The 23,725-nt window shown below is 67.0% G+C and carries 21 protein-coding genes; 11 read left to right on the top strand and 10 right to left on the bottom strand.

The annotated features are described in order from the left end of the window. Positions 1-32: 32 nt before the first annotated feature. Entirely contained in the window at positions 33-848 is an 816-nt protein-coding gene (locus GUY23_RS03880) for a hypothetical protein (protein ID WP_166969897.1), read from the bottom strand. A gap of 128 nt (positions 849-976) precedes the next feature. On the opposite strand from GUY23_RS03880, the gene GUY23_RS03875 reads away from it, so the two are divergent. After that, positions 977-1,189: a DUF3073 domain-containing protein gene (locus GUY23_RS03875; protein ID WP_166975573.1), complete on the top strand. Its 213-nt coding sequence runs from the start codon at positions 977-979 to the stop codon at positions 1,187-1,189. A gap of 241 nt (positions 1,190-1,430) precedes the next feature. On the opposite strand, the gene purM is transcribed toward GUY23_RS03875, so the two are convergent. From purM to GUY23_RS03860, 3 genes are read right to left on the bottom strand one after another with little or no spacing between them, the layout of a single operon-like run. Beyond that, positions 1,431-2,528, bottom strand: coding sequence for a phosphoribosylformylglycinamidine cyclo-ligase (purM, locus tag GUY23_RS03870; RefSeq protein WP_166969895.1), 1,098 nt, complete (start codon positions 2,526-2,528; stop codon positions 1,431-1,433). 1 nt (position 2,529) lies between these two features. After that, a complete protein-coding gene (purF, locus tag GUY23_RS03865; RefSeq protein WP_228282823.1) occupies positions 2,530-4,014 on the bottom strand; it encodes an amidophosphoribosyltransferase in 1,485 nt (494 codons plus the stop codon). 60 nt (positions 4,015-4,074) lie between these two features. After that, complete coding sequence (locus tag GUY23_RS03860; RefSeq protein ID WP_208085464.1) at positions 4,075-4,503, bottom strand: hypothetical protein; 429 nt, start codon at positions 4,501-4,503, stop codon at positions 4,075-4,077. Positions 4,504-4,677: 174 nt separating this feature from the next. Here GUY23_RS03860 and GUY23_RS03855 point away from each other — a divergent pair, with 174 nt between their 5' ends. After that, on the top strand, positions 4,678-5,646 hold the full coding sequence (locus GUY23_RS03855; RefSeq protein ID WP_166969891.1) for a universal stress protein: 969 nt from the start codon (positions 4,678-4,680) through the stop codon (positions 5,644-5,646). Between the two features lie 36 nt (positions 5,647-5,682). On the opposite strand, the gene GUY23_RS03850 is transcribed toward GUY23_RS03855, so the two are convergent. From GUY23_RS03850 to GUY23_RS03835, 4 genes are read right to left on the bottom strand one after another with little or no spacing between them, the layout of a single operon-like run. After that, positions 5,683-6,579: a DMT family transporter gene (locus GUY23_RS03850; RefSeq protein WP_166969889.1), complete on the bottom strand. Its 897-nt coding sequence runs from the start codon at positions 6,577-6,579 to the stop codon at positions 5,683-5,685. 52 nt (positions 6,580-6,631) lie between these two features. Continuing rightward, entirely contained in the window at positions 6,632-8,116 is a 1,485-nt protein-coding gene (locus GUY23_RS03845; protein WP_166969887.1) for an aldehyde dehydrogenase family protein, read from the bottom strand. After that, complete coding sequence (locus GUY23_RS03840) at positions 8,113-8,514, bottom strand: sterol carrier family protein (protein WP_166969885.1); 402 nt, start codon at positions 8,512-8,514, stop codon at positions 8,113-8,115. Before GUY23_RS03840 ends, GUY23_RS03845 begins: the two co-directional genes overlap by 4 nt. Continuing rightward, positions 8,514-9,629 (bottom strand): asparaginase, encoded by a 1,116-nt coding sequence (locus GUY23_RS03835; RefSeq protein ID WP_166969883.1) that lies wholly within the window; start codon positions 9,627-9,629, stop codon positions 8,514-8,516. The genes GUY23_RS03840 and GUY23_RS03835 overlap by 1 nt, the downstream gene beginning before the upstream one ends. 33 nt (positions 9,630-9,662) lie before the next feature. Here GUY23_RS03835 and purD point away from each other — a divergent pair, with 33 nt between their 5' ends. The 9 genes from purD to purQ all read left to right on the top strand — a co-directional run bounded on the left by purD (position 9,663) and on the right by purQ (position 21,145). Then, the gene (gene purD, locus GUY23_RS03830) at positions 9,663-11,939 is read left to right on the top strand and encodes a phosphoribosylamine--glycine ligase (protein ID WP_166969881.1); all 2,277 of its coding nucleotides are present in this window, start codon (positions 9,663-9,665) and stop codon (positions 11,937-11,939) included. Positions 11,940-12,625: 686 nt separating this feature from the next. Continuing rightward, on the top strand, positions 12,626-14,362 hold the full coding sequence (locus GUY23_RS03825) for an amidohydrolase (protein ID WP_266096809.1): 1,737 nt from the start codon (positions 12,626-12,628) through the stop codon (positions 14,360-14,362). Further along, entirely contained in the window at positions 14,359-15,546 is a 1,188-nt protein-coding gene (locus GUY23_RS03820) for an ABC transporter ATP-binding protein (protein ID WP_166969879.1), read from the top strand. Before GUY23_RS03825 ends, GUY23_RS03820 begins: the two co-directional genes overlap by 4 nt. A gap of 1 nt (position 15,547) precedes the next feature. Continuing rightward, positions 15,548-16,711 carry a polyamine ABC transporter substrate-binding protein gene (locus tag GUY23_RS03815; RefSeq protein WP_228282725.1) on the top strand — a complete coding sequence of 388 codons (1,164 nt, stop codon included), beginning with the start codon at positions 15,548-15,550 and terminating at the stop codon, positions 16,709-16,711. After that, positions 16,708-17,667 carry an ABC transporter permease gene (locus tag GUY23_RS03810; protein ID WP_228282724.1) on the top strand — a complete coding sequence of 320 codons (960 nt, stop codon included), beginning with the start codon at positions 16,708-16,710 and terminating at the stop codon, positions 17,665-17,667. The genes GUY23_RS03815 and GUY23_RS03810 overlap by 4 nt, the downstream gene beginning before the upstream one ends. A 1-nt stretch (position 17,668) precedes the next feature. Then, complete coding sequence (locus GUY23_RS03805; protein ID WP_166969877.1) at positions 17,669-18,532, top strand: ABC transporter permease; 864 nt, start codon at positions 17,669-17,671, stop codon at positions 18,530-18,532. Positions 18,533-18,620: 88 nt separating this feature from the next. Then, positions 18,621-20,042 (top strand): NAD(P)/FAD-dependent oxidoreductase, encoded by a 1,422-nt coding sequence (locus GUY23_RS03800; RefSeq protein WP_166969876.1) that lies wholly within the window; start codon positions 18,621-18,623, stop codon positions 20,040-20,042. 108 nt (positions 20,043-20,150) lie between these two features. After that, positions 20,151-20,408 carry a phosphoribosylformylglycinamidine synthase subunit PurS gene (gene purS / locus GUY23_RS03795; RefSeq protein WP_166969874.1) on the top strand — a complete coding sequence of 86 codons (258 nt, stop codon included), beginning with the start codon at positions 20,151-20,153 and terminating at the stop codon, positions 20,406-20,408. Next, on the top strand, positions 20,405-21,145 hold the full coding sequence (gene purQ / locus GUY23_RS03790) for a phosphoribosylformylglycinamidine synthase subunit PurQ (protein ID WP_166969872.1): 741 nt from the start codon (positions 20,405-20,407) through the stop codon (positions 21,143-21,145). Before purS ends, purQ begins: the two co-directional genes overlap by 4 nt. 105 nt (positions 21,146-21,250) lie before the next feature. Here purQ and GUY23_RS03785 read toward each other — a convergent pair whose 3' ends face one another. Together GUY23_RS03785 and GUY23_RS03780 are read right to left on the bottom strand one after the other, a co-directional pair. Continuing rightward, positions 21,251-21,748, bottom strand: a complete 498-nt coding sequence (locus GUY23_RS03785) for a peptidoglycan-binding domain-containing protein (protein WP_166969870.1) — start codon at positions 21,746-21,748, stop codon at positions 21,251-21,253. A 263-nt stretch (positions 21,749-22,011) separates the two neighbouring features. Continuing rightward, positions 22,012-23,706, bottom strand: a complete 1,695-nt coding sequence (locus GUY23_RS03780) for an LPXTG cell wall anchor domain-containing protein (RefSeq protein WP_166969869.1) — start codon at positions 23,704-23,706, stop codon at positions 22,012-22,014. Positions 23,707-23,725: the final 19 nt, after the last annotated feature.

Genomic DNA, 23,725 nt, shown 5'->3' with positions numbered 1-23,725 from the left:
GTTGCTGGGCCGCCGTCAGGTAGCAATAAGGGTCAGGAGCTGCGGGCGTAGAGGTTGAGCTGCTCCCACGCCGCCGCGTACTTCTGGAAGGCGGCGACCGCGGACTCATGATCGTCGTTGCTCAGCGCCGTCACCCACGAGTCGACGAGTTCGGGAGCCTCGTTCGGCCACAGCACATCCGACATTCCGCCGAGGTCGAGTTCGAGGATCGCGTTCATGTCGAACGTGTCGATCCATTCGGCCAGGGCCGAAGTCTGCTCGACCATGTCGACGACCTTCGAATTGTCCGCGACCGTCTCCGCGGCCCACTCCATCCGCGCCGAGGCGGCGAGGATGTCGGTGCGGATGAGCACGCGCAGACCGGCGTCGGTCTCGTCGGTGATGATCTGATCCTCCGACAGGGAGAAGAACAGCCACCAGGCCGGCGGCACGTCCCAGGCCGAGACGCGGGTGAAGATCCGGGTGTCCTTCGCGTCCTGCTGCCACTCGGCGCGACGACTGGCCGCACGCCGGCGGGCGGACTTCGGAGCGATGATGTCCAGGGTCGCCTTCGAGGTGTGCTCGGTCAGCGATTCGAGCGCCTCCCAGCCGCGGATGTCCTCCTGAGCAGGGCAGAAACGGTCGACACCGTCCGCTGTCTGAGACGCCGGAAGGAAGATCGGAGTCCGCCGGAACGAGTCGGCCACGGGGCTCGGAGGCAGAGAGATCAAGCGCTTGTCGGCGTCCTGAGAGATCTGCTCCTCGACCCGCGAACGATTGTCTTCCACCTGCCTGTCTTGCAATTCGGAATGCACCACAAGAGGTTCGAAGATCCGCAGGGTGACGACGTAATCGCGACGGTAGGCCATGGGATCAGCCTATCCAAGGTCCGCCCGCAAAATGGAACTTCACAGTACGAACAGGTAGGATTTAAGCGCATAGCAGAGATCTAGTCCGGGGCCATCTGCCCCACATGACGACGGAGGGGGTCACGCCAGTGGGTCGCGGCCGCGCAAAGGCAAAGCAGATCAAGGTAGCTCGGAAGCTGAAATACTACAGCCCGGATACCGACCTTAATCGACTCCAGGAGGAGCTGGGCGCCGACTCGCGCCACTCCGGACCGTCGGATCCGTATGACGATGAACCCGATTACTCCGACTACGCCGACAAGTACAACGTCGACGATGATGACGAGTACGACGAGAAGTGAGCGCGTAGCAGCCACACACGGCTGAACCGACTGATGCGAGGGCGGGGACTTCGGTCCCCGCCCTCAGTCGCGCCCGCGCGGAAGCACCCCGCACCGCTGCCGGCAGTTCCTCCGGTCCGGCGCTCTCCCTACCGACAGCAGCGCACCCCCGTGCAGGACCACGAGGGTATGTCGGAAACGGTGATGGATGCTCCGTGCAGACGGGCTTACCCAGTCGGGCTGTACGGCCGGCCGCAGCGTCCTACTGCAGGATCGCGGCGCCGCCGTCGACGCCCTTGGCGCCCTGTACATAGTAGGGATCGGTCGCCAGGGCACCGTCGTCGGCGGCGACGTCACCGAGCACCCAGGCTCCGGGGCTCGCGGCCAGCACACCGTCGACCGCGGACGGATCGACGACGAGGACCATGCCGACGCCGAGGTTCCATGTGCGTTCCCGGTCGGCCTGCGGTACTCCGCCGAGGTCACCGAGCACGGAGAACACCGCGGGCACCGTCCACGAGGCCCGCGACATCTGCGCGACCAGGCCCTGCGGGAGCACGCGGGCCACATTCGCCGAGAGTCCCCCGCCGGTGACGTGCGAGACCGAATGCACAGCCTCGGGCAGGGCATCGAAGAGTGCGGCGAGCTCGCCGGTATAGACGTGGGTGGGAACGAGCAGCTCCTCACCGAGGGTGCGGCCGAACTCCTCGACCTGCCGGTCCAGACCCCATCCCGCCTCGGCGATGATGTGGCGGACGAGGGAGTAGCCGTTGGAGTGGATCCCCGACGAGGGCAGACCGATGAGGACGTCACCGGCACGCACCTTCTCGGGTCCGAGCAGCTGGGAAGCCTCGACGACACCGGTGGCAGCACCGGCGACATCGTAGTCGTCGACACCGAGCAGACCCGGATGTTCCGCGGTCTCCCCGCCGACGAGAGCCACACCGGCCGAGGCGCAGGCATCGGCGATACCGCGCACGATGTCGGCGATGCGTTCGGCCACGACCTTGCCGCATGCGATGTAGTCGGTCATGAACAGGGGCCGGGCACCGCAGACGATGATGTCGTCGACGACCATGCCGACCAGGTCGTAGCCGATGGTGTCGTGCTTGTCGAGGGCCTGCGCGATGGCGACCTTCGTCCCCACCCCGTCGGTCGACGTCGCCAGCAGCGGACGGTCGTAGTCCTTGAGCACTGAGACATCGAAGAGCCCGGCGAATCCGCCCATCCCGCCGATCACCGAGGAGTTGTGGGTCGCAGAGACAGCGGCTTTCATGAGTTCGACGGCGCGATCACCGGCCTCGACGTCGACGCCTGCGGCGGCATAGGTGGTGGACTTCGGGTTCGCGTCGGAACTCAACTCAGCATCCTTTGTCGGCGGGGGTGTTGTTGACGGGAATCGGGTAGTCACCCGAGAAGCAGGCGGTGCACAGCTGGCTGCGCTCCTGCTGGGTGGCGGCGATCATGCCGTCCAGCGAAATGTAACCGAGGGAATCCGCGCCGAGGTTGTCGCAGATCTCGTTCGTCGTCAGTCCGTTGGCGATGAGCTCAGCCCGGGTAGCGAAGTCGATGCCGTAGAAGCACGGCCACTTCACCGGCGGGGAGGAGATGCGGACGTGGATCTCCTTCGCCCCGGCTTCCCGCAGCATGGCCACGAGCGCCCGCTGGGTATTGCCGCGCACGATCGAATCGTCGACGACGACGAGGCGTTTGCCTTCGATGTTCTCCCGCAGCGGGTTGAGCTTGAGTCGGATGCCCAGCTGCCGCAGGGTCTGCGAGGGCTGGATGAAGGTCCGTCCCACGTAGGCGTTCTTCATCAGTCCCTGGCCGAAGGGAATGCCCGAGGCTTCGGCGTATCCGACGGCGGCAGGGGTTCCCGATTCGGGGGTGGCGATGACGAGGTCGGCATCGACCGGGTACTCCTCGGCCAGTTGTCGTCCCATCTGGGTGCGGGCGGCGTGGACGTTCTTGCCGGCGAGCATGCTGTCGGGTCGGGCGAGGTAGACGTATTCGAAGACGCAGCGGGCCTGAGACGGTTCGGCGAAACGGTGGGAGCGCAGCCCGTCTTCGTCGATGGCGATGAGCTCACCGGGTTCGACGTCGCGGACGAACTTCGCCCCGACGATGTCGAGTGCCGCGGTCTCCGAGGCCACGACCCAGCCGTTCTCCAACCGGCCCAGCGACAGGGGGCGGACCCCGTGCCGGTCACGGGCGGCGTAGAGCGTGTTCTCGTCCATGTACACCAGCGAGAACGCACCGTCGACGTGGGGCAGCAGACTCAGTGCCGCCTCGGTGAGGTCTTCTCCCTCCTCGGTGGCGAAGAGTTCGGTGACCAGCGAGGTGTCGTTCGAGGAGTCGCGGAAGGGCCGGGTGCGGGAGGTCTTCTTCGTGGCCTCCTCGACGACCTTCGTCGCGTGGTCACGGCGACCGTCGGCCATGGTCTCGAGTTCGTCGAAGTTCGTGAGGTTGCCGTTGTGGGCCAGCGCCACGGTGCCGAACGGAGTCGGTCCGAGCGTGGGCTGAGCGTTTTCGAACGACGGCGAACCCGTCGTCGAATACCGGGTGTGCCCGACGGCGATGTGGCCCTGCAGGAGTTCGAGATCGCGTTCGTGGAACACCTGGGAGACCAGGCCCATATCGCGGTAGATGAGGATCTGCCTGCCGTTGCTGGCAGCGATGCCTGCGGACTCCTGTCCCCGGTGCTGCAGAGCGTAGAGCCCGAAGTAGGTGAGTTTGGCGACTTCTTCGCCGGGTGCCCAGACTCCGAACACACCGCATTCATCCTGCGGTCCGCGGTCCTGGGGGTCGATTTCGTGCGTCAGCTGCCCGTCTCCTCTTGCCACGATGGAAATTGTCTCATACCCGATGAGCCGCTTCGCCACCGCGCTCAGACTGTGGAATCGGAGTCAGCCGGCGGTGCCACCCCTGTCGGCATCGCGCTTTATGTCACCGGGCTGGGGAGTCTCGTCCGCGGCCGCCCCATCGACGCCCGCGTCCGGGTCCTCCCCGCGCGCTTCGGCCAGCCGCCTGCGGGCGATCTCCTTCGGATCGTCGACCATGTCGATCTGCGCATCCACCCGATACTCCCTGGCCCGCTTCCTGCCCGCCCAGTCGAGGATGAGAGCGAGAAGTCCGCCGAGGAACAGTCCGACCGTGCCGAGCACGAGCAGCATGAGACCGAGCCCCTTGGACACCGTGTATCCGGTCGGCATCACAGCCGGGTCGACGAAGAGCGCGAGGACGCCGGAGGCGATTACGCCGAGCACCGCACCGATGCCCATGAACACCGAGTACTTGGGGCTGCGGCGGACGGCGACGTCGATCTGGTCCTTCATGATCTCCTTGGACACGGGGCCGCTCACGGCCGATGGGACACCGGGTGGGTTCCCGGCAGAACAGGTCGCGAACAGTCTAGTCGAGTCAGCCTGAGCCTCCTCCCAGGCAGTCTCACGTCGGTTCCCATAAACTGGACACACCAGTTGACCGGTCCAGCAGACAGAGGTTCTGACATGTCCCACACGATCATCGTCGGCATCGACGGCTCCGACAACGCCCAATGCGCCCTGAAGTGGGCGATCTCCCACGCGCAGAAGACCGACTCCCAGATCCGCCTGATCTCCGCGTACACCGTCCCCGGGGTCAATATGAGTCAGGCCGACATCGTCTACCCCGCCGATTTCGACGCCGCGGTGAAGAAGACCATCGAAGACACCGCCGAGGCGGCCGCCGCCTCGGTGACGGAAGCCGGGGTTCCCGTGTCGACCACGATCGTTCCCGGGGATGCCTCGGGGGTGATGGTCGAACATTCGAAGAGCGCCGATCTCGCCGTCGTCGGTGCCCGCGGACGCGGCGGATTCGCCGGTCGCCTGCTGGGATCCGTCGCCCTGGCCATGCCCGCCCACTCCCACTGCCCGACCGTCGTCATCCCGAGCACCTGGCCGACCCGGGTGATGCCCGATGCTCCGCTGCCGATCGATGTGCCAGTGCGCGCGAGCGGGGCCCAGACCGCCGAGTCGGACCGTCCCGACTTCTCCGGTGAGATCGTCGCCGCCGTCGACCCGTTCGAGACCGACACTCCGGTGCTCCGTGCCGCCGCCGCGCAGGCGGCGATCTACGGCACCCCGCTGCGCCTCGTCGGGGTCACCGCCACGCACATCCTCTCCCCGGAGTGGATGCCGAGCGAAGATCACCTGGTGAAGATGTACGACGAGGCGGCGAAGTCCTTCGACGCTGCCGTCGAATCGCTGCGCGCGGACTTCCCCGAACTCGAGATACGGTACTCGATCTTCGATGCCCCCGCCACCGAGGTGCTCGTCTCCGCGACCTATACCGCTGATCTCGTGGTCATCGGCTCCCGCGGCCGCGGCGGCTTCGTGTCGACGATCCTCGGCTCGACCTCGCAGGGCGTGCTCTCGCATGCTGTGTGCCCGGTCCGGGTGGTGCGGGTGACCAGGCGTCAGCCCGGCCGTCGCCGCTGAGCGGCGAGCACATCGACTCTCGGGTGCGGGTCCTTCTCACCCGAGGGCGATGAGCCCGATGCCAGCGACGACGACGCAGGCTCCGACGATCTTGAGCGCGATGTTCTTCTCCCCGAAGAACCACCAGGCCAGCAGGGTGCCGATGATGATCGAGGTCTCCCGCACCGGGGCGACGAGTGCCACCGGCGCCCGCTGCATCGCGAACAGGACGAGCACGTAGGCCACGGGTGAGAGGATCGCCACGGTCACAAGCGCCCGCTTGTGGTCGGTGAGTATGGTCCGGAAGTCCGCTCGTCGGGTCATACCTCCCGGCAGCGCCACGATTCCTGCGGCCATGAGCAGGCCGACGCAGGCCTCGGAGACGGCGAAGTAGAGCAGCGGGGAGTCGCTGATGTGGTTGACCGCAAAGTCGTCCCACAGCGTGTAGCAGGCGATGAACGCCCCGATCAGCCCGCCCCAGGCGAGTCCTCGACGCAGTCCGGAACCGCTCGTGGGGCTCTCCCCGCCGGCGCGGGGTCGAACGGTGACCACCGCGATGCCGGCGATGACGATGAAGGCACCGGCCACCTCGGCGAGGGTGGGACGTTCGCCGAGGAAGGTCACGGCGATGATGATCGTCACCACCGGCCCGGTGCCTCGGGCGGTCGGGTAGACGACGCCCAGTGGGGCGTGGTCGTAGCCGGCCTGCAGGGACACCGAGTAGGCGATGTGGAACACGGCACTCAGCACGGCTGCGCCGACGAGCGCCCAGTTCAGCGGCTGATCCCCGGTGGCGATGAGGACGATCGCGACGGGGGCGAGCAGCACCGCCGAGAGTCCGTGGTAGGCAAGCACGAAGGAGTAGCCCTTGCCGGACACGGACTTCGCCGCAAGATTCCACACGGCGTGCGCGACGGAGGCGATGAGGACGAGGCCGAGCACCGAAAACGTCATCGTCGCCTCAGCTCAGGTCCGCGGCACCGCAGCCGCAGTGCCGGCCGCGCAGTCACAGCTTGATGGCGACGGTCTTCGTCTGGGTGTATTCGTCGAGGGCCTCGATGGACTTCTCGCGCCCGTACCCGGACTTCTTGAACCCGCCGAAGGGCAGCTCGACTCCGCCGCCGGCGCCGTAGGTGTTGACGAAGATCTGCCCGGCCTCGACCTCGGCGGCGAGGCGGTGGGCGCGGGAGATGTCCCTGGTCCACAGGGCGGTGACGAGGCCGTAGTCGGTGCCGTTGGCCAGCGCCACGGCCTCCTCGTCGTCACCGAACGGCATCGTCACGACGACGGGGCCGAAGACCTCCTCCTGAGCGATCCGTGAGCGCGGGTCGACCGAGTCGACGAGGGTGGGGGTGATGAAGGCTCCCGCGGCGAGGTCGTCGGCCAGACCGTCGGGGCGCGTACCCCCGGTGACGATCTCCCCGGCCGCAGCGCCAGATCCAGTCCCGGCGCCAGATCCGGACCCGGCCCCCACCTCGGCGAGGAATCCGGTCACTCGGTCGTGCTGCTTGGCCGAGATCAGCGGCCCGAGCATCGGGTCGTCGAGGCCGTAGCCGATGGTCACCTGGTTCATCGCCGCGGCCATCTTCTCGACGACCTCGGCGTGGACGTCGCGGTGGATGAGCAGCCGGGACCCGGCCGAGCAGGTCTGCCCGGCGTTCTGGATGATCGACCGCAGCAGGGACGGCACGGCCGCGTCGATGTCGGCGTCGGGAAAGACGATGTTCGCGGACTTCCCGCCGAGCTCGAGCACGGTGGGAATGACCCGGTCGGCGGCGGCATGAGCGATTGACGACCCGGTCTGGGTGGACCCGACGAAGCCGAGATGCGCGACGCCCGGGTGCGCGGCCAATGCCGCACCCGCCTCGGCGCCGAGTCCGGTGACGACGTTGAACGCGCCGGTCGGGAACCCGACGGAGTGGATGAGCTCGGCCAGGCGGACGGTCGAGCGCGGCGTCTCGTCGGCGGGTTTCGCCACAGCGCAGTTGCCCGTGGCCAGGGAGGTCGCGGCGGCACGGCCGATGAGCTGCAGCGGGTAGTTCCAGGCGACGATGTGCCCGGTCACCCCGTACGGTTCGCGCCGGGTGTAGACGTGCATGTCATCGGCCATCGGGATCGCGTGACCGTAGTAGGACTCGATGGTGTGGCCGTAGAACTCGAAGTAGCGGGCGCAGACGTCGACGTCCGCATACGCCTGGGTGAGCGGTTTGCCGGTGTCCTCGGACTCGAGCCGGGCGAGGTCGTCACGGTGGTCGGCGATGACCGCGGCGGTGGCCACGAGCAGACGCGAGCGCTGCTCAGGACTCGACTTCCGCCATTCCCGCTGCGCCTTCGCCGCGGCCTTGACCGCACGATCGACCTCGTCGGCGCCGCCGCGCGAGACATCGCCGAGGTGGCCGCCGGTCGCCGGGTCGACGTTGGGGTAGGTGATGAGCGAGGGCACGTGCCTCCCGCCGATGAAGGAGGTGGTCTGGGTGATCTGTGCGCTCATCGCCGGTCCTCGAGTTCTGCCGTGGTGAAGAGGGGGAGGTGGTCGCCGAGGTCGGCCCGCGTTCCCGAGGCATCGATCCGGCCCGCTGCGAGTGCGGCGGCGAAGTCGGTGCGTCCGGTGACGAGTTCGAGCCACACCTCGGCGGAGGTCTCGACGACGTTCGGCGGGGTGCCGCGGGTGTGTCGCGGACCCGCGATGCACTGGGTGACCCCGAACGGTGGGACCCGGACCTCGACGCTGTTGCCTTCGGCACGGGCAGCGAGCTCTTCGAGGGTGAAGCGCACGGCCGTGGCAGTCGTCGATCGGTCGGCCGGGGCGGCGTCGAGGGCGCCGTGCGCCACCCACATCTCCAATGCGCTGCGCCCCTGATCGGGGTCGATCCTTCTGCGAATCGCCATCAGTCCCTCTCCCTTGTGCTGATCCTCGCAACATCTTCCCCGAGCGCCAGCCGCCCGACAACGCTCGTCCGCCCCTCGGAATCCGTGCCGCCGGTGACCGGGTCCGTGATCGCTGCGATCGTCGCCGTCGGCTCTTCCGCCGAGGCGGCCGCACCGTCACCGTCGAAGGCGCGGTCACCGTCGAAGGCGCCGGCCCGGTCGAGCAGGGTGAGCGCGACGAGCCCGGTGGCCCGAGACGATCCGTCGAGGCATTTGACCGCCACCGAGTACCCGGATCTCGTGGCCATGACGATGACTCCCTCGGCCCCGCCCTTGGCGAAGATGCCGAGGCGCTCGATGACCGTGGTGTTCGGGCGGCCGTGTCCTTCGACGGCCCACGGATCGGTGAAGACTGCGTCCATGAGTGTCCGCGCCTCATCCTCGTACGCAGTCCACTCACCCGCATCCGCACTGTCCGCCCGCACCACGCGCCCGATGGCTCGGGCCAGGCCCTTGAGGCTGAGTGCGAATACGGGAGCCCCGCAGCCGTCGACGCCGACCGCGGCGGGGGTCTCGGACGCGAAGGTGTCGACCACCTCGGCGACCCGGGCCTGCACGGGGTGGTCGGGCGAGAGGTAGGTTTCGGTGTCCGCGCCGATCGCGCGGGCGGCCATGAGGAAGGCGGTGTGTTTGCCGGAGCAGTTGAAGTACAGCGGCGAGCGCGGGTCCGTCTCGGTCTCTCCGGCTGCCCGCAGGCGCTCCTGGAGCTCCCGGCGGAAGGCCCCATCGGCCGGGTGGACCGACGGGCACTGCAGGTCATCGACCCTCAAGTCCGCGGCGTCGAGCATGGCCGACACCACCTCGACGTGCCCGGCCTCGGACTTGTGCGAGGCCGTGGCCAGGGCCGCGGCGGGACCCGTCAGCTGCGCTCCGAGGCTCATCGCCGCGATCGCCTGCAGCGGTTTGAGGCTCGACCGGGTGAACACGGGGACTTCGGGGGCACCCAACCGGATCACCGGCGCACCGTCAGGATCGAGAACGACGGCGGATCCAATGTGCCGGGATTCGACGAACCCGGAACGGATGACTACGGCGAGCTCGGCCGCCTGTGCGGGGGTGAAAGTCGAGAACGTCACGCACTCAAGCCTACGACCCTTTAGGCTGGTGGCGTGAAGGTTCTTGTCATCGGTTCGGGCTCCCGTGAACACGCCCTCGTCCTTGCTCTCTCGCGCGACCCGCAGGTCGACGCCGTCATCGCCGCCCCCGGCAATCCCGGGATCGCGCAGATCGCCCACACCGAGGCCGTCGATGCCTCCGATGCGGCCGCCGTGACCGCGTTGGCCGAGTCCCTCGACGTCGACCTCGTCGTCATCGGGCCGGAGGCTCCGCTCGTCGCCGGGGTCGCCGATGCCCTGCGTGAGGCATCGTTCCCGGTCTTCGGACCCAGCGCCGAGGCGGCTCACCTCGAAGGGTCGAAGGCGTTCGCCAAGGAGGTCATGGAGTCCGCGAACGTGCCGACGGCACGAGCGCAGGTCGCCTACTCCCCCGACGAGGCGGCCGCGGCTCTGCGCGAATTCGGCGCTCCGCACGTGGTCAAGGCCGACGGTCTGGCCGCCGGCAAGGGCGTCGTCGTCACCGACGACTTCGAGGCGGCGCTGGAGCATGCGAGCTCGTGCCTCGAGGTCTCCGACCGGGTCGTCATCGAGGACTACCTCGACGGCCCCGAGGTCTCCCTGTTCGTGCTCTGCGACGGCGCGCACACGGTCCCCCTGGCACCTGCGCAGGACTTCAAGCGCATCGGCGACGGCGACACCGGCCCGAACACCGGCGGCATGGGCGCCTACTCGCCGCTGCCGTGGCTGCCCGCCGGCACCGTTGACGAGATCGTCGACACCGTCGCCCAGCCCGTCGTCGACGAGATGGCCCGCCGCGGCACCCCGTTCACCGGACTCCTCTACTGCGGGCTGGCGCTGACATCGAAGGGCCTGCGCGTCGTCGAGTTCAACGTCCGCTTCGGCGACCCGGAGACCCAGTCCGTGCTCGCCCGCCTGCGCAGCCCCCTGGGGCAGACGATGCTCGCTGCGGCCGAGGGCCGACTCGACGAGGTGGGTTCGCTCGAATGGGATCCGCGCACCTCGGTGACGGTCGTCATGGCCGCGGAGAACTACCCGGGCACGCCGAGCACCGGGGACATCATCCGCGGCCTCGACACCGTCGCGAACCTGCCCGACATCAGCGTTCTGCACGCGGGCACGAAGCTCGCGACCGGTCACAGCGGAGGGTTCGCCCCCGAGGACACCGTGATCACGAAGGACATCGCCGAGACCGGTGACATCGTCACCTCCGGCGGGCGCGTGCTCTCCGTCGTCTCGCTGGGCACCGATCTGCATGAGGCTCGGGCGAAGGCCTACGCCGCCGTCGATGAGATCAAGTGGGACGGGGAGCAGCACCGCACCGACATCGCCGAGGCGGCCGCCGACGGCCGTATCGAAATCGCCGACATCTACCCCGCTCCCGAGGCGGGAGCCTCCACCCCACCGTCGACCGGCCTGAAGACCGACGCTCCTGAGCTGCCGGGCTGGACGCACGTGTACTCGGGCAAGGTCCGCGACCTCTACATTCCCGCCAACGCTGCCGACACCGACTCGGCGGATCGTCTGCTCATGGTCGCCTCCGACCGGATCTCCGCGTACGACTGGGTGCTGGACTCCGAGATCCCGGACAAGGGCAAGGTGCTCACAGGCCTGAGCCTGTGGTGGTTCGATCAGCTCGCCGAGGTCATCGGCAACCACGTCATCAGCTCCGATGTGCCCGAGGCCGTGCGAGGTCGCGGTCTCATCGTCGAGAATCTGACCATGCTGCCCGTCGAATGCGTCGCCCGCGGGTACCTCACGGGATCGGGTATGGCCGACTACAAGGCCACCGGATCGGTGTGCGGCATTCGGCTGCCAGCGGGTCTCGTCGAGGCCGACCGGCTCGAACCGCCGATCTTCACCCCGGCGACGAAGGCCGACCTCGGCGATCACGACGAGAACGTCAGCTTCGAGACCGTCGCTGAGACCATCGGGGCTGAGACCGCGGAGAAGCTTCGCGATCTGACGGTGGAGATCTATCAGCGCGCCGAGGCCATCGCCCGCGAGCGCGGCATCATCCTCGCCGACACGAAGTTCGAGTTCGGCACCCTGGCCGACGGAACGATCGTGCTCGGCGACGAGGTGCTCACCCCGGATTCCTCACGGTTCTGGGATGCTGACGGCTACGCGGCCGGACGGGCGCAGGAGAGCTTCGACAAGCAGTTCGTCCGCGACTGGCTGACCAAGGAGTCCGGCTGGGACAAGTCCTCGGACACTCCGCCGCCGGCCCTGCCCGCCGAGGTGGTCGAGAAGACGCGCGCCCGCTACATCGAGGCTTTCGAGAAGCTCACCGGGGAGACTTTCCCCGGCTGAGCCGCCCTCCCGGCAACGACTCCCTGCGACGCCCACCGACGTACCGGCCCGCTTTACGTTGAACCGCCCAGTTCCGAACTGGGGCTGCCCAACGTAGAGTGGGCCGCTTTGCTGTCGGAGTTCTCCATAGCTGCCTCCTCGTGTGGCACGGGACAGCACAGCACCCGCACGCAACACGTCAGTGACTGGTCGAGGCGCGATTATCGGTCGATCCACCGCGATTCCGACTTCAGAAACGCAGTGGAACGACCAAACAATCCCTCGGCCTACGCCCCTCCCCGCGGGCCCCTCCCGCGGGGCCCCTTCCGTGCCGCGGGCATCCCGTGCCACACTCCCAGTCACGCACCTCCCGCACCACGTGCCTGCACCCGTGCCCGAGAATCCTCGCCTGCGAATATCGCAGTATGAGACACCGATCCAGCGTTGTCAGCAATCAGCATTGCACTTTTCGCCATTCACGGCGAACTACGGCGACGAATTCGGTGGAATACCGCCGCGACTTCCGTTAAGGTGGTAGACCTGTGACGCGGGACACATTCTGGTCCTGGTCACTCGCAGCGACACGAACCGGCAACGGCTGAGGACAGGATCTTGCGGTCCCGACTCTCCGAGCCGACAATGACATCCTGCAAGGCCGGACGCCGTGCATCCGCCCCTTGTCACGACTATGCAGTCGGGAGGCAGCAGTGGACCCAGTGGACCTCGACATCCTCGATGTCACTATCTTCGACGGGCACGCGATTCGGCCCGAGAATCGTGTGAGCATTCGTCAGGGCCTCATCACCGAAATCGGCACCGGTCCCGCAGCGTCTCCCGCCGACCGCACCATCACCGCCACCGGCCGCCTGCTCACCCCCGGATTCGTCGACGCCCACGTGCACACGACCTTCGGCGGTCAGGAGTCCTTGGCCTGCGACATCAGCGGCGCCGACGGACTCGCCGATGCCCTGGACATGATCCGCCGCTTCGCTGCCGACACCGCTGACTCCACGCCCGCCGCAGCCGATTCGCCCGACACCTGGATCACCGGCGGCGGGTGGTCGATGGCCGACTTCCCCGGCGGCAACCCGACGGCACAGATCCTCGACGAGGTCACCCCCGGTCATCCCACCGTCCTGCTCAGCGCCGACCATCATTCCGCCTGGGTGAATACGGCTGCTCTGTCGATCTGCGGAATCGACGCCTCCACCCCGGACCCCGAGGACGGCATCATCGTCCGCGACGAAGCCGGCGCACCGACCGGGTGCCTGCACGAAGGGGCCATCGACCTCGTCTCCGCCCACGTCCCACCTGCCGATGAGGAGGCAGTGCGGGCCGGTCTGCTCGCCGGTCAGGAGTATCTCAATGCCCTCGGCGTCACGGCCTGGATGGACGCCATCGTCGGCGACTACGGCGGTCACCGCGACCCCTTCGACACCTACGTCCGCACGGAGCAGACCGGTGACCTGCGCTCCGAAGTCGTCGGCAGCCTGTGGTGGCCGCGCGGAGTCGAGGACATCGACGCCGAGGTGGCACGCCTGAGCGACCGACGCCGCACGTCCGGGCGCTTCCGCACCACCTCGGTGAAGTTCATGCTCGACGGAATCGTCGAGTCACAGACGGCCGCGATGAGCGCCGAATACACCTGCTCCTGCGGCGGGTTCGGGACGCACCACTTCACCCGCGACCACCTCGAAGCCTCCTTCGCCGCCCTCGCCACCGCCGGCTTCGACATCCACTGCCATGCGATCGGTGATGCCGCGGTGAAGGCCGCGCTCGACGCGTTCGAGGCCATCGGTGCGAACCAGGATGACGGCCGTCGCCACCACATCGCCCACGTCCAGGTCGTCGACCCCGCTGATGTTCCCCGTTTCGCCGAACTCGGGGTCACCGCGAACCTCCAGGCGCTGTGGGCCTGCTTCGACCAGCAGATGATCGACCTCAACATTCCGGTTCTCGGACCCGATCGCTCCGACTGGCTCTACCCCTTCGGCTCCTTCGCCCTCACCGGCGCCCATCTGGCAATGGGCTCGGACTGGCCGGTGTCGACGGCGAACCCTTGGGAGGCCATCCACGTCGCGGTCAACCGTTCGCATCCGGCCGCTGCGGACACGGCACCGCTGCTGCCGGACGAAGCCCTCGACCTGACCACCGCACTGCGCGCCTACACCTCGGGCTCGGCGCACCTTCTGCGGTCACAGGTCAACGGCGGAATCCGCCTTGGCGCTCCGGCCGATCTCGCTCTGGCCAGCGCTGATCCCTTCGCCCTCGAGCCCGGCCGGATCGCCGAGATCACGAACACGCTGACCATCGTCGACGGCCGCATCGTCTTCGAGACCGCTGCCCAACCCGACGCCCCGTCTCCACCGTCGCCGCCGTCGCCGCCGTCCCCACCGGCCCCACCACACGCCGCCTCGTCCGCCTCAACCGAAAGGCCATCATGACCACCACCGCCACCACCGAGACGACACCGCCCACCGGACTCGACCACCTCGAGATCCAAGGCGTGAAGAAGGTCTTCGGCGACAACACTGCCATCGAGCGCCTCGACCTCACCGTGCACAGAGGCGAGTTCCTCTCCCTGCTCGGCCCCTCCGGCTGCGGCAAGACCACCCTGCTGCGGATGATCGCCGGATTCGAGACACCCACCGACGGCGCGATCCTGCTCGCAGGCAAGGACATCGTCTCCCTCCCGCCTCACCGCAGGCCGGTCAACACGGTGTTCCAGTCCTACCTGCTCTTCCCGCACATGAACATCGCCGACAACATCGCCTACGGCCTCAAACAGGCGAAGGTGCCCAAACCCGAGATCGCGCAACGCGTCCGCGAGGTCCTCGCGCTCGTCCAGATGGAGGACTTCGCCGGCCGCAAACCCGAGCAGCTCTCCGGCGGTCAGCAGCAGCGGATCGCCCTGGCCCGCGCCCTGGTCAATCGGCCGCAGGTCCTGCTCCTCGACGAACCGATGTCGGCACTCGACCGGAAGCTGCGCGAGGAGATGCAGCTCGAACTCAAACGGCTGCACTCGAAACTCGACACGACGTTCGTCTTCGTCACCCACGACCAGGATGAGGCGCTGGCGATGAGCGACCGCATCGTCGTCATGTACGACGGCGTGATCCAGCAGATCGGCGGCGGCGAGGACATCTACGCGAATCCGCACAACGGCTTCGTCGCCGGCTTCATCGGCAAGCAGAACTTCATCGCCGCCGAGGTGACCTCCGCCGACTCCGGCACCGCGCGGCTGCGCACCGCCAACGACACCGTCCTCGAGGCCCCGAGTCTCGATCTCCGACCGGCGACCGCGGCCGGTCGGCCACGGCAGCTCGAGGTCGGCGACCGAGTGCGCGCGGCCATCCGTCCCGAACGGATGCGGGTGGCCAGGGCCACCGCCGATACGACGGCAGCGAACACCGCCCGCGGCACGGTGATGTCGTACTCGTTCCTCGGCGATGTCATCCAGTACATGATCGTCGTCGGCGACAACGACGAGATCCTCGCCCGCGTCCCCGCCGCCGGAACGCAGCCCATCGTCGCCGGCACCGAGGTGGAGCTGAGCTGGGATGCCGACGCCGTGGACGTCTTCGGACCCGAGACCGCTGACGCCGGGTCCCGCGAAGGCGGTGCCTGAGATGGCACCCATGAGACCCGATGTGACGTTCCTGGCGCCACGGGCCGCCTCGGCGAGGCTGAGTCGGCGAGCGCTGCTGGCCGGGTTCGGTGTCGTCGGGCTCGGTGCCCTGAGCGCGTGCGGGAAGACCACGAAGATGGCGGCCTCCCCGCCGACGGACGGCGAACTCGAGTCGAAGCTCAACCTCTACTCGTGGGGCGACTACGACAATCCCGAACTCCTCGAGGCCTTCAAGTCGAAGTACGACGTGCTCGTCCAGGTCGACTCCTACGGGTCGAACGAAGAGCTCGTGGCGAAGCTCTCGACCTCACGGGGAACGTCCGGCTACGACGTCGTCGTGCCGACAGGATCGAATATCCCGCAGATGCTCAACCACGATCTGCTCCAGGAGCTCGACCTCAGCCTGATTCCGAACTTCGAGCACATGGATCCGAACTTCACGCACCAATACTTCGACCCGGACAACACGTACTCGATCTGCAAGGCGTGGGGCACCACCGGGTTCGTCTACAACACGAAGACGATCGACCGCGAGCTGACCAGCTGGCAGGACTTCATCGACACCGCACAGAAGGAAGCCAAAGGGACGACCGCGCTCCTCGAGGATCCGTGGGAGGTCTCGGCGATCGCCTTGGGAGCGCTCGGCTACAGCCTCAACACCGAGGACGAGGGTGAGCTCGACGAAGCCCGGAACATCCTCATCGACGACGTGGCCCCGAACGTCAAGGCCTATGTCGGCAATGCCGCGACGAGCATGATCCAAGGCAGCTTCACCCTCCTGCACGCCTACAACGGCGATGCGCGGCAGGGGCTGACGGAGGTCAAGGATCCGGAGAACTGGAAGTTCGTGTTCCCGACGCCCTCGGCGAATCTGTGGATGGACTGCTGGGCGATCGCCACCGGAGCCCCGCACCCGGACTCCGCCCACGCCTTCATCAATCACATGATCGCCCCGGACACCGCGGTCGAGCAGCTCGACTACATCGGCTACCCGATCGGGACGAAGGGCCTGGCCGAACAGGCGAAGAAAGCCGACCTCGACCAGCAGGACCTCATCTTCCCGGCCCAGAAGGTCCTCGACCGACTGGAACCGAGCAAACAGACGCCGGCCGACCAGATCCGCACGAAGATCCTCACCGACGCGCAGGCAAGGAGTGGAGCATGAGCACCCGAACACCGACCTCGACAGCGTCGGCAGAGAAGAAGCCTGCCACACCCGGGGGCATGTCCACGAGGCTCTTCGGGGCCGCCGCGATGTCGTTTCCGACCTGGGCCTATGCGGTGTTCTTCTTCATCATCCCGCTGGCTCTGGTCATCTTCTACAGCTTCGGCTACAAACCGGACGAGTTCACCGCCATCGCCACCGACCACCTCTCGCTCGGCCGCTACCCGGAGGCGATGAGCTCAAGCTTCGTGTCGACGTTCTTCGCGACCCTGCGGATCTCGATCCTCGGCACGATCCTGTGCCTGGTCATCGCCCTGCCCTTCGCCTACTGGTTGGCGATCAAGGTCTCACCGGCCCGGCGGTCTCTGGCGCTGGCACTGGTGATGGTCCCGTTCTGGACGAACTTCCTCGTCCGCACCCTGGGGTGGCAGATCATGCTCTCCCCCGACGGGTTCCTCTCGAATTGGATGCAGAGCCTCGGGCTGCTCGACGGCCCCCTCGACATCCTCTACACCCGCTCCGCCGTGCAGATCGGCGTCGTCTACAACTATCTGCCGCTGATGATCCTGCCGCTGTTCGTCGCCATCGACGCCTCCGGCAAGAAGCTCCGCGAAGCCAGCTACGACCTCGGCGCCGGGAAGGTGAAGACGTTCCTGCGGGTGACGCTGCCGATGGCGATGCCAGGGGTCGTCTCCGGCTGCCTGCTCGTATTCATCCCGCTCAACGGCGACTACGTCACGGCCACCGTCCTCGGCGGGGCCAGCGGATCGATGGTCGGTCAGCTCATCGCCAACCAATTCAACACCGCTCAGAACTGGGCGGTCGGTGCGGCCATGGCGATGATCCTCATCATCTCCACCCTGGTCGTCGTCGGGGTCGGCTTCGCTCTGCTCAAGCTCGGGCAGACGATCACGGCCAGACTCAACAGTGTTCCGCTGCACGACGGGAGGGCCTGAGATGCCGAAGAAGAACACCTTCGCACGCCGCACACCGACCGATTTCGCCTTGCACGTCTGGGGCATCCTCGTCTTCGTCTACCTGTTCGTCCCGATCGCGGTGATCATCGCCTACTCGTTCAACAACGGCAAGGTGCTCGCGAACTTCCGCGGCTTCGGGCTGCACGCCTACATCAGCGGAATCAACAACGACATCATCATCTCCTCGATCGTCACGAGCCTCCAGGCCGCCGTGGGCACCGCCATCGTCTCCACGATCTTCGGCATCCTCGGCGGCGTCGCCCTGGCCCGGGCACCGCGCGGAGCCTGGTGGGCGCTGGGGCTGACGGGGATCCTCGGCCTGACGCTGGTCACTCCCGAGATCGTCGACGGCATCTCGTTCCTGCCGTGGTTCGTCACCGTCGGCGTCGATTGGGGCATCACCCCGCTCAACAACGGCCTGGTGCGCCTGATCATCTCCCATGCGATGTTCTCCATGGCGATCGTGACGTTCATCGTCCGCGCGCGGCTGGCTGGGATGGACACCCAGCTCGAGGATGCCGCTGCCGACCTCGGTGCGACCCCGTGGAACCGGTTCAAGGACATCACCCTGCCGATCGCCGCTCCCGGCATCCTCGCCGGCGCGCTGATGTCGTTCACCGTCAGCCTCGACAACACGATCCTCTCGAGCTTCGTCCAGCAGCCCGGCTACACACCGTGGCCGGTCTACATCTTCTCCGCCGTGCGCGTGGCCCTGCGCCCGGAAGTCGCAGCGATGTCGACGGTGATGTTCGTCCTCACCCTGGCCGCGCTCGGCTTCGTCGGCTTCGTCCTGCGCAAGGCCGGCGGCAACGCCACAGAGGTCATCAAGACCATGGCCGGATGATGGACTGCCATCCCCTCGCCGAGGTGGGGCCGCGCCGACCTGGGCCTGCCGTCCGGCAGAGTCCACACCCATACGAAAGTGAAGTGACATGGACGTGCACGCCGCACTGGCCGACGCCTCGACCGTTCCGTTCTGGCTCGACTCCGCCGAGCGCCCCGAACCGCTGCCGCCGCTGAGCCGGGACATCCCGGCCGAACTCCTCGTCGTCGGCGGCGGGTTCACCGGACTGTGGACCGCGCTGCAGGCGAAGGAACGTGACCCCGACCGGCACGTCGTCCTCGTCGAGGCGAACTCGATCGGGTGGGCCGCCTCGGGGCGCAATGGCGGCTTCTGCGCGGCCAGTCTCACCCACGGCTATGACAACGGTGAAACCCACCTTCCGGACGAGAACGACCGTCTCGCCCAGCTCGGGCGGGAGAACCTCGACGCGATCGAGGCGGCCGTGGAGAGGTACGGCATGGACTGCGAGTTCGAACGCACGGGTGAGCTCGACGTCGCCACCGAGGACTACCAGGTCGCCGAACTCCGCGAGGCCCACGACCCGGACGCCGGCTTCGTCTTCTATGGCCAGCAGCAGCTGGCCGAGCTCGTGAAGTCACCGACGTACAAGGCCGCGCTGTGGGACTCCCGCGAGGTCGCCCTGGTCAACCCGGCGAAGCTGTGTTGGGAGCTGCTGCGCGTCGTCCGCCAGCTCGGCGTCGAGGTCTTCGAGGGGACGAAGGTCACCGACGTCAGCGACCGGAAGTCGCATGTGCAGGTGACGACCGAGGTGACCGCCGAGACGATCAACGACTGCGCGAGTACTCCCTGCTCCACGATCTCGGCCGAGCGCGTCGCGTTGGCGACGAACGTCTTCCCCTCCCTGCTCAAACGCGTCAGCCTCCACACCGTTCCCGTCTATGACTATGCGCTGATGACCGAACCACTGAGTGATGAGCAGCTCACTGCGATCGGGTGGGAGGGTCGGCAGGGCATCGGCGACTGTGCGAACCGTTTCCACTACTACCGGCTGAGCGCGGACAACCGGATCCTCTTCGGCGGCTGGGACGCCGTCTATCACTTCGGCCGGCAGATCTCGTGGAAGTACGACCAGAGGCCCGAGACCTTCGAGACCCTGGCCGAGCACTTCTTCGCCACCTTCCCCCAACTCGAGGGGCTGACGTTCACGCACAAGTGGGGTGGACCGATCGACACCTGCTCCCGCTTCTTCTCGTTCTTCACGACCGCGTACGGGAAGAAGGTGGCGATGGCGGCGGGCTTCACCGGCCTCGGCGTGGGGGCGTCCCGTTTCGCCGGAACCGTCATGCTCGATCTGCTCTCCGGCGCATCGACGGAGCTGACCGAGCTCGAGATGGTGCGCCGGCTGCCACTGCCGTTCCCTCCCGAACCCGCTGCGTGGCTGGGCATCAAGATGACGACGCAGGCGCTGATCAAAGCCGATGAGAACGAGGGCAAGCGCGGCCCGCTGCTCAGGGTCCTCGACGCTGTGGGCATGGGCTTCGACTCCTGACCGATCCCGGCGAGCGGACGGCGGGGCCGGGGGCCGCCACCTGCTTGGTAGACTTTGGACGAGCGCGGGAGGAACTCCCGAACACTTTCACAAAGGAGCAGTACACGCATGGCACGTGTCGTCGTTGAGGTGATGCCCAAACCCGAGATCCTTGACCCACAGGGCAAGGCGATCTCCGGCGGATTGACTCGCCTCGGCTTCACTGGATTCGGTGAGGTCCGTCAGGGCAAGCGGTTCGAACTCGAGGTGGAAGGCGAAGCCACCGAGGAAGTCCTCGCCCAGGCGCGCGAAGCCGCCGAGAAGCTCCTGTCGAACCCCGTCATCGAGAACGTCGTCGCCGTGCGCGCAGTCGGGGACGCATCGTGACCGCTGTGGCCACCGATCCCACCATCGCCGAGGCGGGGGCTGAGTCCGGAGTGTCGATCGGTGTCGTCACGTTCCCGGGAACGCTCGATGACCGTGATGCCGCCCGCGCGGTGCGCCTCGCCGGAGCGAACCCTGTCAATCTGTGGCACGCGGATTCGACACTGGGCGGAGTCGACGCCATCATCCTGCCCGGCGGGTTCTCGTACGGCGACTATCTGCGCTGCGGCGCGATCGCCGGCTTCGCTCCGATCATGGAGTTCGTGGTGGCCGCGGCGAACGCCGGGATGCCGGTGCTCGGAATCTGCAACGGCTTCCAGATCCTCTGCGAATCCCATCTGTTGCCCGGTGCGCTCATCCGCAACGACCACCAGCACTTCATCTGCCGCGACCAGGATCTCCTCGTCGAGAACGCGGACACCGCCTGGACCGGCGACTTCGAGCAGGGTCAGACGATCCGGATTCCGCTGAAGAACGGTGAGGGCGGGTACGTCGCCACCGACGAGGTGCTCGATGAACTCGAGTCCACCGGTCGTGTGGTCTTCCGCTACCAGGGCGGCAATCCGAACGGTTCGCTGCGCGACATCGCCGGGATCACGAACGAAGCGGGCAATGTCGTCGGACTCATGCCGCACCCCGAGCACGCCGTCGAAGCCGGATTCGGCCCCGAGGACGGCGGCGGCATCGACGGTCAGGGGTTCTTCTCCTCAGCCGTGCGCACGCTCGTCGCCAAGGGCTGAACACCTGCCCTTCACGCACGAACACTGCCTCGCGCCCGCACGGGCTGAACACGCGTCAGGCCCCGAGTCTCGGAACGAATCCGAGACTCGGGGCCTGAGCTGTCGTCAGTCTTCCACCCAGTCGAGACCGACGGCGCTCTCCAGGGTACTGTTCGTCGCGTGCAGCGGTACGGCCCAGGTCTTGTCGCCGACGATGCCGTCAGCGTCGACTTCTCCCCATTTCTGGAAGCCCTCGACTGCTGTCGTGGTGTCGGCGCCGAAGTCTCCGTCGGCTTCACCGGGTGACGGCCAATCGCCGCTGTCGGCTCCGGCGATGAGGACCTCTTGCAGATCACGCACGATGTCACCTTTCGCGCCGCTCTTCAGGAGTGGCATCGGGCCGCCATCAGGCAGCTCCTCCCACGTCTTGTCTCCGACGATTCCATCGACTTTCAGTCCGGCATTCTCTTGAAACCGCGTGACCCCTGCTTCGGTGTCGGGGCCGAAGTCACCGTCGACCGCAACGCTGAGGTCGGGAGTCCTCCGCAGGGCTCGCTGTGCACGCAGGACCGCGGTGCCCTTGTCACCGCGCTTGATCGTAGGCTGTCCGGGATTGGACATCATTCTGCTCCTTGTTCGTCGATGCTATGAAAGCTTCCTTGCTTCCATGACGACCAAGGTAGAACTGCGTATGCCGAGCGAACAAGCCTCCGACGTGACTCACCTCAGAGTGCACGCGAACTCGTTCGGCATCGGTGCAGGGTAAACACGGGTCGGTCCCGACACTCGACGATGAGTCGAATGTCGGGGCCGATCGCTGTCCGACGGAACCGGTTCACGCCGTCGGGCCGGGAGACTTCACCGACCCGACGGGGCACCGGCTGCGTTCAGCTCCTGTTCTTCCGACGTGCCAGGGCGATTGCCCCGGCACCGCCGAGGATGAGCAGGGCCCCCGCGGTCAGTCCGGTGAGTTCGGCACCGGTGCGCGGCATCGACCCGGTATCGCCGGCATTGCCGGATTCGTCCGAGCCGCCGCCCGAGCCTCCGGATCCCTCGCCGGTGACGACGAACTTCCCGTTCATGCCGTGGTCCATGCAGACCGCGGTCACTCTGTACGTGCCGACGTAGGCACCGGGGTCACTGTCGAGCCCGTAGACCTGGACAGCCGCGGCGCCGTTGTCGTTGGCTTCGGCCGTCTGGTCGTAGAGCTTCTCGCTGGGGTCGTGGCCCCAGACCTGGAAGTTCACATCGGCACCCGGTTCGCACTCGGTCACGGTGAGGTTCACGCCCTTGTCCCGGTTGATGAAGTCCTCACCGGGCAGCTTCTCCGGATCAACCGAGAGCTTCGGATCGACGACGCTGCCGTCATCAGTCACGGTGAAGGTCGTCTCTGCGCTCTTGTCACCGCAGGAGGCCATGACGAGGAATTCGTCGGCCCAGCCGGCTCCGCCTTCTTCCGGAGTGAACTGCACGGATCCGGCCGCGTCTTCTCCGGCCTTCTGAGTCTCTTTCCAGACCTCGGTGTCGGGATCGCGTTTGGTGCTCACCCGGAACGTCACATCGGAATCGACGTGGCAGTTGACCAGGGTGATGTTGACACCGTTCTTGAGGAAGTCGCTCAGCGCCTGACTCTTCGGAGTGACGCTGAGATCAGCGTCGGAACCGTCACCGTCCTCGGTCACGGAGAAGGGCGCGTCGGCACTCTGGTCACCGCAGGTGGCCGTGGCGACGTAGTCACCGACCCACGCGTCGCCCCCGGTTCCCGGAAGGAAGGTCTTGGAGGATGTGCCGCCCTCATCGGCCTTCTGTGTGTCCTCCCAGACAAACTGGTCGGGGTCGTCGGCGGCGTGGATCTCGAACTTCACATCCTGTCCGGGCTCACAGTTCGACATGGTCATGCCCACACCGTCAAAGAGGAAATCGTCGATGTCGGAGGACCTCGGCGAAACACTCAGCGCGGCGTCCTCGTCATCGTCGGCGGTGATCTTCACACTGCCGGTGAAGGTCTTCGACTCCTCACCTTCGCGGGCGACGGTCACGGTGACGTCGAGTGTGGCGCCTTCCTTCAGTTCGGTGTTGCCGCGCAGCTCTCCCTTGAACGTTCCGTCGCTGTCGACGGTGTGTGCACCGCCCTCGCCGGGCTCCGCGGTCACGGTGTCCCCGGCCTTGAGACCGGTGATGGTGTACGGAATCGCCTTGGCCGCCTCGTCGACGGTCATCTCCTTCTCATCGAGAGAGAACGAGGCCTCGATCGGCGTCGAGTCCTCCGTCGGTTCGTCGGTGTTCTCGTCCGGATCGGTCGGCTCTTCGCCGTCACCGGGTTCCGTCGGGTTCTCGTCCTCTCCCGGGTCGGTGCTGTCTTCGCCTTGATCCGAATCCGATGCGTCTTCATCGTCAGCGGGGTCTGAAGGGGCCGGAGATTCGCGGTCCGGCGCGTCAGTGTCGTCGTTGCCGGTATCGCCTGCGGCTTGGACGTCTGCTGCCTGCGGTGTCGTGCTGTCATCTGCCTGTGCGGCCGCTTGACTCCACCCTCCGATGGAGAGTGCGAGAGCGAACGTTGCCGCCATTGCCAACCGTTTCATGATGTTCCTTCCAGAGTAC

This window comes from Brevibacterium atlanticum (assembly GCF_011617245.1).
Classification (GTDB): Bacteria; Actinomycetota; Actinomycetes; order Actinomycetales; family Brevibacteriaceae; genus Brevibacterium; species Brevibacterium atlanticum.
The sequence above is the reverse complement of the archived record's forward strand: the minus strand, read 5'-3'. Positions and strand labels throughout refer to the sequence as shown.

What these genes read in the sequence shown, in the direction of transcription:
- GUY23_RS03880 (WP_166969897.1), bottom strand. Translation starts at nt 848, where the DNA reads ATGGCCTACCGTCGCGATTACGTCGTCACCCTGCGGATCTTCGAACCT.
- GUY23_RS03860 (WP_208085464.1), bottom strand. Translation starts at nt 4,503, where the DNA reads ATGAAGGACCAGATCGACGTCGCCGTCCGCCGCAGCCCCAAGTACTCG.
- GUY23_RS03855 (WP_166969891.1), top strand. Translation starts at nt 4,678, where the DNA reads ATGTCCCACACGATCATCGTCGGCATCGACGGCTCCGACAACGCCCAA.
- GUY23_RS03850 (WP_166969889.1), bottom strand. Translation starts at nt 6,579, where the DNA reads ATGACGTTTTCGGTGCTCGGCCTCGTCCTCATCGCCTCCGTCGCGCAC.
- GUY23_RS03845 (WP_166969887.1), bottom strand. Translation starts at nt 8,116, where the DNA reads ATGAGCGCACAGATCACCCAGACCACCTCCTTCATCGGCGGGAGGCAC.
- GUY23_RS03840 (WP_166969885.1), bottom strand. Translation starts at nt 8,514, where the DNA reads ATGGCGATTCGCAGAAGGATCGACCCCGATCAGGGGCGCAGCGCATTG.
- GUY23_RS03820 (WP_166969879.1), top strand. Translation starts at nt 14,359, where the DNA reads ATGACCACCACCGCCACCACCGAGACGACACCGCCCACCGGACTCGAC.
- GUY23_RS03815 (WP_228282725.1), top strand. Translation starts at nt 15,548, where the DNA reads ATGGCACCCATGAGACCCGATGTGACGTTCCTGGCGCCACGGGCCGCC.
- GUY23_RS03810 (WP_228282724.1), top strand. Translation starts at nt 16,708, where the DNA reads ATGAGCACCCGAACACCGACCTCGACAGCGTCGGCAGAGAAGAAGCCT.
- GUY23_RS03805 (WP_166969877.1), top strand. Translation starts at nt 17,669, where the DNA reads ATGCCGAAGAAGAACACCTTCGCACGCCGCACACCGACCGATTTCGCC.
- GUY23_RS03800 (WP_166969876.1), top strand. Translation starts at nt 18,621, where the DNA reads ATGGACGTGCACGCCGCACTGGCCGACGCCTCGACCGTTCCGTTCTGG.
- purS (WP_166969874.1), top strand. Translation starts at nt 20,151, where the DNA reads ATGGCACGTGTCGTCGTTGAGGTGATGCCCAAACCCGAGATCCTTGAC.
- GUY23_RS03785 (WP_166969870.1), bottom strand. Translation starts at nt 21,748, where the DNA reads ATGATGTCCAATCCCGGACAGCCTACGATCAAGCGCGGTGACAAGGGC.
- GUY23_RS03780 (WP_166969869.1), bottom strand. Translation starts at nt 23,706, where the DNA reads ATGAAACGGTTGGCAATGGCGGCAACGTTCGCTCTCGCACTCTCCATC.